This is a genomic window from Mycobacterium sp., assembly GCF_035633495.1.
Classification (GTDB): Bacteria; Actinomycetota; Actinomycetes; order Mycobacteriales; family Mycobacteriaceae; genus Mycobacterium.
This window is the reverse complement of sequence record NZ_DASQEU010000079.1, coordinates 69,773-80,215: the sequence shown is the minus strand read 5'-3', so window position 1 is coordinate 80,215 and position 10,443 is coordinate 69,773. Positions and strand designations below refer to the sequence as shown.

Sequence of the window (10,443 nt, the reverse complement as noted above, 5' to 3'; positions counted from 1 at the left end):
GTACACCACGACACAGCATCGGCACGGTCGTGGTTCAACTCCGCGTGCGCGTCGTGGCGTGTACTGCCGTCGATGACCCGCCACCCAAGCGGGATAAGGGGCCAGCCCGAGGGGCTGTCAGGGCGTTCGGTCGCCGTTCTGATGACGGGCTGCAACGCACACCGTTGCTGCTATGGCGACGCCGATCGTGACGACGGCGATTACGCAGGCCCAACTACCCGCTCCGATGTGCACAGGGCGGCCAAGTATCTCGGCGCGCCGCCAAATACAGCACGCCGATCAGCAGAGCCTTAGCGGCGACGACGACAGACACTATTCGCAGGGCAGTGGCCACTCGCATTAGTTCTCACTTTCAGCGCGCTCGTCGAGCAACTCGGTCGGCCTGACGGCTCGACGCCGCGCTCACACCCACCTTCGGCTGCACTGGTGCGACAACGAGCTCCGGCAGGGCGACCCAATCATCGGCCGTTAAGAGTCTGCGCTGCGGTGTTGAGCGCCTCGAATGCGGCGTCGAGTCGCCGTTGGCGGCGCCGGTTGGGCTCATGGTTAGCCTCAGCCGCCACGAACCCGATCAGCTCGTCGAGGTCGTCATCGGTGGCAGCCAGGACAGCGCCGTCATTGTGGGCGCGGATCCCGAACACCAGTCGCTCGCAGTCGGGGTCCAGCAACCGCAACTCGCGCAGCGCCACGGCCACCTCATCCGGGATGACGAGGTGGGTGACAGAGCCCACGAGAGCCAGCCGTCGGCGGCGTAGATCGAAAGGCGAGTCCTCCCAGTTGCTGATGATTCCCTCGTCGCCGCAGACGCTGCACTGCCACCGGATCGGTGCTCCCGGCGCTGTCGGCGTCACGATCATCCGACCCCGGCAGCGCCGGTTAGCTGGCCGGCGTAGGCACGGCAGCGCGCTTTCCCAGCTGGTTGCGGCTTCACCAGCTGTTGCCGCGCGAACGATGCTGCTCAGGTGCTCGGCCAGGCGCCGGGCTGGGCCCGGCGTGTCGGGGGGTAGGTCGAGGAAGTGGTGCAGGTCGGCAACCAACATTTCTCAGGACTGTACCGGCCACGGTCCCGCGCTGTGCGCACACAGTGCCCGCGCTCGCCGTGGCCCCCTTTCTCCGTGCGTGCGTCGACGCAGACCTGGCAACGCAGGCGCCGAACCGCTCCGCCCCGACGCGTGGGGAACAGACCATCTGCACGGCCGCCGTCGGCACACCGATGGTGGACACGATCGCCACAGCAAGTCTGGATAGTGGTCAGGCCGTACTACGAATCAGCCTGCAATAGTAGTCATTTGGGGTGACGCTCAACAGCCATGGCTCCACTGCTAAACCCGACAACCCGACCACCTGACCAGTCGAACACTGGGTCTCCGCGCCCGGACCACCCGTCAGTCAGATCGTCAACACTGTCGTCAAGAACCAATAGAGGCGCCTCCACGACGATGGAAAGCACCTCTGACCTGGGTGCGCCCGAAGGGATTCGAACCCCCAACCTTCTGATCCGTAGTCAGATGCTCTATCCGTTGAGCTACGGGCGCCTGTCATTCAGTTGTACGACTGGGGCGAACCAGTCGTGGCGGAGGCGAGAGGATTTGAACCTCCGGTCCGCTTTAAGACGGACAACTCATTAGCAGTGAGTCCCATTCGGCCGCTCTGGCACGCCTCCTGACCGATCCCGAGGGTACCGGACACGAAAGCGAACCCCAGAACCGCCGAGGGAGAAGCGTACACAGCCCGGTGAGTGGAAGGCAAAGCAGCGACCCGTACACCCCTAGACTGTTCGCGTGACCGCCCGCCTGCGCCCCGAGCTGGCCGATTTGCCCGCCTACACGCCCGGCAAGACGGTGCCCGGTGCCATCAAGATCGCCAGCAATGAAACCGTCGACGGTCCACTGCCAAGCGTGCGCGCCGCGATCGCGGCGGCGATCGACTCCATCAACCGTTATCCCGACAACGGGTACGTCGAGCTCAAGGAGCGCCTCGCCAAGCATCTGGACGACGGCGCCTTCGCGCCCGAGCACATCTCCGTGGGCAGCGGCTCCGTCAGCCTCTGCCAGCAGCTGATCCAGATCACGGCATCCCTCGGCGATGAGGTGATGTTCGGCTGGCGCAGCTTCGAGATCTATCCGCTGCAGGTCCGCACGGCAGGCGCGACGCCGTTGCAAGTGGCGCTGAAGGACTACACGTTCGACCTGGACGCCATGCTGGCCGCGATCACCGACCGCACCCGGCTGATCTTCATCTGCAACCCGAACAACCCGACGTCGACCGTCGTGGATCCCGACGCGCTGGCGCGCTTCGTGGCCGCGGTGCCGAGTGACATCCTCATCGTGCTCGACGAGGCGTACGTCGAGTACATCCGCGACGGGATGTTGCCCGACAGCTTCGGCCTGGTCCGCGCGCACCGCAACGTCGTTGTGCTGCGGACGTTCTCGAAGGCCTACGGTCTCGCCGGACTGCGCATCGGGTACGCGGTCGGCGACCCCGACGTCATCACCGCCCTGAGCAAGGTCTACGTGCCGTTCACCGCGACGAGCATCTCGCAGGCCGCCGCCATCGCCTCCATCGACGCCTCGGACGAACTGCTGGCACGCACCGACGCCGTCGTCGAGGAACGCGTCAGGCTCACCGCCGCACTGCGCGATGCCGGGTTCACCGTGCCACCGTCGCAGGCGAACTTCGTCTGGTTGCCACTGGCCGAGCGCACCAACGAGTTCGTCAACAGCGCGGCGGACAACCGACTGCTGGTGCGGCCCTACGGGCAGGACGGCGTGCGCGTCACCGTCTCGACCCCGCACGAGAACGACGCCTTCCTCGAGTTCGCCACCCGCTGGATCACAGCCTGACCAAGGACGAGGCACGATGGCTTCCTTTACGACTACGGCCCGAAAGACGTTCGCCGCGTTGACCGAACGCACCGGGGAAATTCCCGACGCCGAACTGGACGCATTCTGGGACACCCTGCAGCCCGCCACCATCGACTTCATGATCGGCGAGTGGAAGGGCGGAGAGTTCGCAACCGGCCACCGCAGGAACGGCTTCTTGCAGCGCCTCAACTGGTTCGGCAAGACGTTCCACTCCGCCTCCGACGCCCAACCGCTGGTGTGCCTGGACGTCGACGGAAACAAGTTCTCCAACACCGAGGCCATGAAGGGCGAGGCGAGCCTGTGGCTCGAGGAGTTCCGCGGCGAGGTGACCGCGTCGATGGTCTACGACGGGGCGCCGGTGCACGATCACTTCAAGAAGGTCGACGACAACGCCGTCATGGGCATCATGAACGGCAAGGGTTCATTGGACGACAGCTCCGGCTCGCCGCGACACCTGTACTTCTACCTGGAACGGGTCTGAGCCCCTATGGTTCGCAGATGAGGATGCGCGTTCTGGTCGCCGCGGCGACATTCGTCGTCGCAGGCACCATCTCAGGCTGCGACCGCACCACTCCGGGGACCGTGGCGATGACCACCGAGGCGGGCCCCTCCACCAGGACGTCGACGTCCTCACGCCCCACCACGTCGTCGCCGCGAACCTCGGCACCGCGTACGTCGTCCGATGCCCCGCCGCCCGGGGATCCCCTCGGCATCACGTGCGCGGAGTACGTCGACCTCGATGACGCGAGCAAGACGGCGGTCATCGAGGAAATCCTCAACTCCGAGACCTCAGTACTGGGCCCGGGTGACGCGGAGATCGCGAAGACGCTGGCAGACGCCGTGTGCACGTTCCTACCCGACAGCACGGTCAGCGAGATCCTGCTCGGCGAGACGCCTCCCTAGGCCCCTTCCGCCACCTCTCCCGGGCTAGCCGTAGCCTTCCTGGCATGAGCGATGCATACGAATCCCTCACCATCGACGTCGACGCTCACGTCGCGCGGGTCACGCTGACCGGTCCCGGCAAGGGCAACGCGATGGGTCCGGCGTTCTGGGCCGAGCTCCCGTCGGCGTTCGGCTCACTCGACGCCGACCCGGACGTGCGCGCCATCGTGCTCACCGGTTCGGGCAGGAACTTCAGCTACGGCCTCGACCTCGCTTCGATGGGTGGCACTCTGGCGCCGGTGCTTGCCGACGGCGCGATGGCCAAGCAACGCACCGAGTTCCACACGAAGTTGAAGGCGATGCAGGGGTCGATCACGGCGGTCGCGGACTGCCGCACGCCGGTGATCGCGTCGGTCCACGGCTGGTGCATCGGCGGCGGCGTCGACCTCATCTCGGCCGTCGACGTCCGCTACGCCAGCGCCGACGCCCAGTTCTCGGTGCGTGAGGTCAGGCTCGCGATGGTCGCCGACGTGGGCAGTCTGGCGCGGCTACCGCTGATCCTGTCCGACGGCCACCTGCGCGAACTTGCGTTGACGGGCAAGGACATCGACGCTGCCCGGGCCGAGAAGATCGGCCTTGTGAACGACGTCTATCCCGATGCCGAGGCCTCGCTGGCCGCCGCGCACGAGACCGCCAAGGAGATCGCCGCGAACCCGCCTCTGGTGGTGCAGGGCATCAAGGACGTGCTCGACGAACAACGCACCGCGCAGGTGTCGGCCAGTCTGCGGTACGTCGCGGCATGGAACTCGGCGTTCCTACCGTCGCAGGATCTGAACGAGGGCATCACCGCGATGTTCGCGAAGCGGCCGCCGGACTTCAAGGGCGAGTGACCCAGAGGGCGTCAACGGCTGCGAAAATTTCGGCCCGTGACGAGTGCACGCCGCGTACCGTTTGCTACCTCGGATCTTCAACCATTTGAGGAGAGCTCGATGCGAAAATTGGGCATGACGGTCGCCGCCGCGGCACTGACGATGGGCACGTTCACGATGACTCCCCTCGCACAGGCGGCGCAGGTCGCGCCGCCCCCACCCCACCCGATCGTCGCCACCTCGCCGGCACTGCCGCCGTCGCCGATCCAGATGATGAACTGCGATGGCGGCACGGGCGCTGAAGGCTGCGGGCCCGGGTTCATCTGGCACGACGGCTGGCGCGGATTCGCCTGCTACCCCTGCTGATCAGACCGCGCCGGCGTCCCTGATCGCGGTCGCCTGCCTCTGCGCGTACTCGACCGCCAGGTCCGAGGGCACCGGATCCCCGGGCGCGCCACTGAATTCGATGACTGCCGCCGTCCCGCCCTCGGTGAACCGCACCACCGTGACGGACTGTAGCCCGTCCTCGGACGCACCCGTGATGATCGTGCCGTCGGTGCCCACTGGAGCGGGTTCGTTGCCGCCGCCCGGAATGGAGGTGACCACGACGGGCGTCGCTCCCGCCAGAGCCGCGGACGCCGCCGCCGGATTCGACAGGACGAGAATGGTGTCGGTGATCGTCCTACTGCTGTCGCGATGCGTGAATACCGCCTCGACGCCGGGCTGACCGTTCGGGTTCAACGTGGGCGGGGCCGCGATGTAGGCCGCCGAATCGGTGACGGCGTTCGGGTCGACCGGCAAACCGGCGTAGTCCCCCGGCTCGGCCAGCGCGGCATTCGCCGTGAACAGCCCGATCGTCAGAAGCGCGGTCGAAGTCGCGCAGCAGGCCGCAGCTAGGAAAATCTTCACGCGAACGCTCCGTCCAAATTGCCGTGGTCGCCAAGATGACTCGTTCACGACGGTAACCGAGCGCCCACCCGCCCACCGGGATATCGCGGGATCAAAAGAGCGGTGGCGGAGGGATTTGAACCCCCGGACGGTGTTAGCCGTCTCTCGCTTTCAAGGCGAGTGCATTAGGCCGCTCTGCCACGCCACCGTGGACAAGCCTAGGCGAGCTAGACCCGGCCCACTTTCGCGGGCGTCTGGCCGGACTTGAGGGCGACGTCGATCCGCCTGCAGTTCTCACCCATCGCCGCCGCCTGCGAACGTGAGAGTCGACCAAGGAAGTGCGTACGCACGCACCAGGCGCTGCGTCTCGAGCCGATGGATCTGGCGAGTCAACCTGCTTGGCAACGACATCAGCTCTTCGGCGAGATCTCCCATCCGAGCCGAACCGGTCGCCGAGTCATCCAGCAGGTCGAGCAGTCGGACGTCGTTCGGCGTGAGCCCGTGGGCGTCCACCAATTCCCGGTTCAACGTGGCGCATAGCCGCAGCGCTGCGTCGAGAAAGTGGTGCCAAGCGCGTTGTTCGGCGATGTCGAACCCCGGCATCGAGCTCGCCGTTCGCCCCCCAATGGTCCCCTCCATTGCGCCATAGATAGGGCGGCGCCCGCCTGGTAGTAGCGTTATCGACATGCGCGCGATCGTCGCCGAATCCGGCACTGACCTGGCCTGGCGGGAAGTTCCAGACGTGAACGCCGCCGAGGGCGAAGTCATCATCGACGTAGTCGCAGCGGGCATCAATCGAGCGGACCTGTTGCAGGCCGGGGGCCATTACCCACCACCGCCGGGCGCCAGTGAGACCATCGGTCTCGAGGTGTCGGGTCACGTGTCGGCCCTGGGTCCCGGGGTCACCTCGTGGTCCATCGGGCAACCGGTGTGTGCGCTGCTGTCGGGCGGCGGCTACGCGGAGCGCGTCGCGGTGCCCGCGGGTCAGGTGATGCCGATCCCCGACGGGGTCGGCTTGCGCGAGGCCGCCGGACTGCCCGAGGTCGCGTGCACGGTGTGGTCGAACCTCGGCATGACGGGGCATCTGGCCGCGGGGCAGACGGTGCTCTTTCACGGTGGTGCGAGCGGCATCGGTACCCACGGCATCCAGGTGGCCCACGCGCTTGGGTGCCGCGTCGCGGTCACCGCGGGCTCGGCCGAGAAGCTCTCGGTGTGTCGCGAACTCGGCGCCGACATCACCATCAACTATCGCGAAGAGGACTTCGTCGAGCGGATCCGAGCCGAGACGGGCGGTCTGGGCGCCGACGTCATCCTGGACCTCATGGGCGCGTCGTACCTCGATCGCAACATCGACGCCTTGGCGCCCGACGGCCGAATCGTCGTCATCGGCTTTCAGGGCGGCCTCAAGGGCGAACTCAACTTCGGCAAGCTGATGGCCAAGCGCGCGGGGGTCATCTCGACGGCGCTGCGATCACGGCCCGTGGACGGCCCGTCGGGCAAGAGCGCCATCGTCGAGTCGGTGGTCGCCAACGTCTGGCCGATGATCGCCGACGGTCGGGTGCGTCCCATCATCGGCGCCGAGCTGCCCGTCCAGGACGCCGCCGAGGCGCACCGGCTACTCGAGTCCGGCGACGCCCACGGCAAAGTGCTTCTGCGCGTCCGAGATTGAGGTAGAGAGTTAGCCGAGCGACGCGAGCGCGCGGACCAACTGGTCGACCTCGGCCATCGTCGTGTAGTGCGCCAGACCCACTGTGACGGCGCCGCCGATGTCGTTGACCCCGAGGACGTCGAGAACCCTGGACGTCGTGTTGAGGGCGGCCAGCACGCCGTTGTCGGCGAGCCGCTGGACCACCCGCTCCGCGGGCACACCGTGCAGGGCGAAACTGAGTACCGGGATGCGCACCTCGGGCTGGCCGATGACCATTACCAGCGGCAGCGACCGCAGTGCCGTCAGCAGGTAGTCGAACAGCCGGTCCATGTAGGCGGCCGCCGATTGCATTGAGACGGAGAGTCTTTCGCGACGGGTACCCGACGCCGACTCGTCGAGGTTCGCCAGGTATTCGACGCTGGCCACGACGCCGGCGAGCATTCCGAACTGGTGGGTGCCCATCTCCAGCCGCTCGACCCCGGTGGCCAGCGGATCCAGCGACACCGCGCCGAACGACTCGATCGTCGACGGGTCGCGGAACACCAGTGCACCGATCGGGGGCCCGCCCCACGCCACGGTGTTGATCGCGAGGATGTCCGCCTCGAGTTCGTGGATGTCGACCAACCGGTAAGGCGCCGCGGCCGAATGGTCGACCACGACCGTGCCGCCGTACTCGTGCAGCAGCTTGGTGACCGGACGCAGATCGGTGACGGCGCCGATGGCCGACGACGCCGACGTGAGGGCGACCAGTTTGGTCGGCTTGTCGATCAGGGATTCCCACTGCCAGGCGGGCAGCTCGCCGGTCTCGATGTCGACCTCGGCCCACTTGACCTTCGCGCCATAGCGATTCGCCGCGCGCAGCCACGGCGCGATGTTCGCCTCGTCGTCCAGCCGTGTGACGACCAGTTCGTGCCCCAGCCCGACGCGGGAGAACGACGCGTCGGCGAGCGACGTGAGAAGGATCGCGCGGTCGGCACCGAGTACGACGCCACGCGGGTCGGCTCCGACGAGGTCGGCGACGGCCTGACGGGCAGCCTGCAGCACCGCGGCACTGCGGGTGGCGGCGGGGTGGGGGCCCTGGCCGGTGGTCATCGATCCGCGGAAGGCGGTCGAGACCGTCGTCGCCACCGAGTCGGGCAGCAACATGCCGTTGTGGGCGTCGAAGTGGACCCAGCCGTCGCCCAGAGACGGGTGCAAACCACGCACCCGGGCGACGTCGTATGCCATTGCCTGCCAACCTTCGAGCCCTGTGAGTACCGCGAACCGTACTGATGTAGGTGGTGCCCGCCGCGCACGCCCTGACGGACCAATTCACCTGCGTGGTCATACTAGTGCAGTGAGCTTGGCGTCCGGGGTGCTAGTGGCCCTGTTGTTGCTGGTCATCCCCGGAGCAATCCTCGCACGTACGGCTCAGCTAACCTGGCCGAGCGCCGTCGCGGTAGGCCCGGCGCTCACCTACGGCACCGTAGCGCTGGCGATTCTGCCGATGGGCGCGGTCGGGATCCCCTGGAACCTGGGCACCGCGGTGCTCGCTCTGGTGATCGTGGTGGCCGTCGTCGCGGGTTGGCAGGCGACGATGAAACGCAGGCGCGACCGCATTCCCGAGGGCGAGCCGATGACGGCTGGGCCCGCGCTCGTCGTCGCGCTGGGCGTGGTCCTCGGTGCGGCGTTGATCACATTCGCAGCAATTCGTGGCATGCCCCACTGGCAATCAATCCCGAGCACATGGGACTCGGTCTGGCATGCCAACACCATCAGGTTCATCCTCGAGACCGGACAGGCCTCGCCCACCCACATGGGCGACCTGCGCAACGTGGAGACCCACGACGCGCTCTACTACCCGTCGACCTTCCACGCGCTGGCCGCACTGCAGAGCCAACTCACCGGTGCCACCGCCGCCACCGCGTACACGCTCAACTCCCTCGCCGTCGCCGTCTGGTTGTTCCCGGCGAGCGCGGCAGCCCTCACCTGGCATCTGCTCCGCGGGCGCGACGTGGGCCAGTGGCAGGCGGCGGGGTCGTCGGCCGCGGCGGCGGCGCTGGCCGCATCGTTCACGGCCGTCCCCTACGTCGAATTCGACACCGCGTCCATGCCCAACCTCGCTGCCTACGGGCTGGCCGTGCCCACGATGCTGCTGATCGTGTCGGCGCTGAGACACCGTGACCGGATACCCCTGGCGGTGCTCGCCCTGCTCGGCGTCTTCTCGGTGCACATCACCGGCGGCGTGGTGACGGTCGTGTTCGTCGTGGCGTGGTGGCTGTGCGACGGACTCTGGCGACCCGTCCGCGGACGGCTCCCCGACCTCCTCAGCCTGGTGGCCGTCGCGGGGCCGACGGTGCTGCTCCTGCTCCCGCAATTCGTCGGCGTGCTTCAACAGGCGGAGATCATCGTCGGGCACGAATTCGTCACGCACGAAGGCAAGAGGAAGGCACTCTTCGACGCCGTCGTGCAGCACACTCGGCACCTCAACGACTATCCGATTCAGAACGCCCTCATCGCGCTCGCAGCGATCGGTTTCGTGATCCTCGTCGTTCGGCGCATGTGGTGGCCCGTCGCCGTCTGGTTGTTGCTGGTGTTCTCGATCGTCCACTCGTCGGCCCCGTTCGGCGGTCCGCTCGGCGCGGCCATCGGCACGTTCAGCGACCTCTTCTACAGCGACCCGCGGCGACTCTCCGCGGTGGTGACGTTGCTGCTCGCCCCGATGGCCGGCATCGCGCTGTTCACGCTGACGACGGCGGCGCTGACAGGACTGCGGCGACTGACCCCGCGACTCAGCCCACGCGCCGGCTACGCCGTCACCGCGACCGTCCTCGTCGCGGTGTCGATCGGCATGGCCTGGCACTACTTCCCGAGACACGAACGGTTGATCGGCGAGAAGTACGACCAGGTCATCATCGACGACAAGGACCTCGAGGCGTTCGCCTACCTCGCAACCCTGCCGGGCGCCCGCGACACCGTGATCGGAAACGCCAACACCGACGGCACCGCCTGGATGTACGCCGTCTCCGGCCTGCACCCGCTGTGGACGCACTACGACTATCCCCAGCAGCAGGGGCCGGGCTACCACCGCTTCATCTTCTGGGCCTACGCCGACGACGCCGACACCGATCCCCGTGTTGCCGAGGCCGTGCGCGCACTCGGCATCCGCTACGTCATCACCAGCACACCGGTGGTGCGAGGGTTCGTCATGCCCGACGGACTAGTGTCGCTAGACAAGTCGACGTCGTGGAAGAAGATCTACGACAACGGCGAGGACCACATCTATGAGTGGCAGGGAAAGTAAGTCCACGGA

The 10,443-nt window shown here is 67.2% G+C and carries 10 protein-coding genes, 3 tRNA genes and 1 pseudogene; 7 read left to right on the top strand and 7 right to left on the bottom strand.

The window, feature by feature from the left end:
- Positions 1 to 458: 458 nt before the first annotated feature.
- From VET27_RS12890 to VET27_RS12880, 3 genes are all read right to left on the bottom strand, one after another.
- Complete coding sequence (locus VET27_RS12890; protein ID WP_526518626.1) at positions 459 to 1,040, bottom strand: hypothetical protein; 582 nt, start codon at positions 1,038 to 1,040, stop codon at positions 459 to 461.
- 422 nt (positions 1,041 to 1,462) lie between these two features.
- Positions 1,463 to 1,535 (bottom strand) — tRNA-Arg (locus VET27_RS12885).
- A gap of 36 nt (positions 1,536 to 1,571) precedes the next feature.
- A tRNA-Ser gene (locus VET27_RS12880) sits at positions 1,572 to 1,663 on the bottom strand.
- Between the two features lie 118 nt (positions 1,664 to 1,781).
- Between VET27_RS12880 and VET27_RS12875 the strand changes: the two genes are divergently transcribed.
- The 5 genes from VET27_RS12875 (at position 1,782) to VET27_RS12855 (ending at position 4,981) form a co-directional block, all read left to right on the top strand.
- Positions 1,782 to 2,843, top strand: coding sequence for a pyridoxal phosphate-dependent aminotransferase (locus tag VET27_RS12875; RefSeq protein WP_526518624.1), 1,062 nt, complete (start codon positions 1,782 to 1,784; stop codon positions 2,841 to 2,843).
- Between the two features lie 16 nt (positions 2,844 to 2,859).
- Complete coding sequence (locus tag VET27_RS12870) at positions 2,860 to 3,345, top strand: DUF4334 domain-containing protein (protein WP_526518621.1); 486 nt, start codon at positions 2,860 to 2,862, stop codon at positions 3,343 to 3,345.
- Positions 3,346 to 3,362: 17 nt separating this feature from the next.
- Complete coding sequence (locus tag VET27_RS12865) at positions 3,363 to 3,767, top strand: hypothetical protein (protein WP_526518619.1); 405 nt, start codon at positions 3,363 to 3,365, stop codon at positions 3,765 to 3,767.
- A gap of 44 nt (positions 3,768 to 3,811) precedes the next feature.
- Positions 3,812 to 4,636 (top strand): crotonase/enoyl-CoA hydratase family protein, encoded by an 825-nt coding sequence (locus VET27_RS12860; protein ID WP_526518617.1) that lies wholly within the window; start codon positions 3,812 to 3,814, stop codon positions 4,634 to 4,636.
- Between the two features lie 99 nt (positions 4,637 to 4,735).
- Positions 4,736 to 4,981, top strand: coding sequence for a hypothetical protein (locus VET27_RS12855; protein WP_526518615.1), 246 nt, complete (start codon positions 4,736 to 4,738; stop codon positions 4,979 to 4,981).
- Here the strand turns inward: VET27_RS12855 and VET27_RS12850 are convergent, their stop codons facing one another.
- The 3 genes and pseudogenes from VET27_RS12850 to VET27_RS12840 all read right to left on the bottom strand — a co-directional run bounded on the left by VET27_RS12850 (position 4,982) and on the right by VET27_RS12840 (position 6,142).
- Positions 4,982 to 5,524 carry a hypothetical protein gene (locus VET27_RS12850; RefSeq protein WP_526518613.1) on the bottom strand — a complete coding sequence of 181 codons (543 nt, stop codon included), beginning with the start codon at positions 5,522 to 5,524 and terminating at the stop codon, positions 4,982 to 4,984.
- 100 nt (positions 5,525 to 5,624) lie between these two features.
- Positions 5,625 to 5,711, bottom strand: a tRNA-Ser gene (locus VET27_RS12845).
- Between the two features lie 19 nt (positions 5,712 to 5,730).
- Positions 5,731 to 6,142: pseudogene (locus tag VET27_RS12840) on the bottom strand (MarR family transcriptional regulator).
- A 46-nt stretch (positions 6,143 to 6,188) separates the two neighbouring features.
- Between VET27_RS12840 and VET27_RS12835 the strand changes: the two are divergent.
- On the top strand, positions 6,189 to 7,172 hold the full coding sequence (locus tag VET27_RS12835; RefSeq protein WP_526518611.1) for an NAD(P)H-quinone oxidoreductase: 984 nt from the start codon (positions 6,189 to 6,191) through the stop codon (positions 7,170 to 7,172).
- 9 nt (positions 7,173 to 7,181) lie between these two features.
- Here the strand turns inward: VET27_RS12835 and VET27_RS12830 are convergent, their stop codons facing one another.
- On the bottom strand, positions 7,182 to 8,378 hold the full coding sequence (locus VET27_RS12830; RefSeq protein WP_526518609.1) for a cysteine desulfurase-like protein: 1,197 nt from the start codon (positions 8,376 to 8,378) through the stop codon (positions 7,182 to 7,184).
- 109 nt (positions 8,379 to 8,487) lie between these two features.
- On the opposite strand from VET27_RS12830, the gene VET27_RS12825 reads away from it, so the two are divergent.
- Entirely contained in the window at positions 8,488 to 10,434 is a 1,947-nt protein-coding gene (locus tag VET27_RS12825) for a DUF6541 family protein (RefSeq protein WP_526518607.1), read from the top strand.
- The last annotated feature ends 9 nt before the right edge of the window (positions 10,435 to 10,443 follow it).

Bases quoted from the DNA above. Each gene is read 5' to 3' on its own strand.
- VET27_RS12890 (WP_526518626.1), bottom strand. From the start codon at position 1,040: ATGTTGGTTGCCGACCTGCACCACTTCCTCGACCTACCCCCCGACACG.
- VET27_RS12870 (WP_526518621.1), top strand. From the start codon at position 2,860: ATGGCTTCCTTTACGACTACGGCCCGAAAGACGTTCGCCGCGTTGACC.
- VET27_RS12865 (WP_526518619.1), top strand. From the start codon at position 3,363: ATGAGGATGCGCGTTCTGGTCGCCGCGGCGACATTCGTCGTCGCAGGC.
- VET27_RS12860 (WP_526518617.1), top strand. From the start codon at position 3,812: ATGAGCGATGCATACGAATCCCTCACCATCGACGTCGACGCTCACGTC.
- VET27_RS12855 (WP_526518615.1), top strand. From the start codon at position 4,736: ATGCGAAAATTGGGCATGACGGTCGCCGCCGCGGCACTGACGATGGGC.
- VET27_RS12835 (WP_526518611.1), top strand. From the start codon at position 6,189: ATGCGCGCGATCGTCGCCGAATCCGGCACTGACCTGGCCTGGCGGGAA.
- VET27_RS12830 (WP_526518609.1), bottom strand. From the start codon at position 8,378: ATGGCATACGACGTCGCCCGGGTGCGTGGTTTGCACCCGTCTCTGGGC.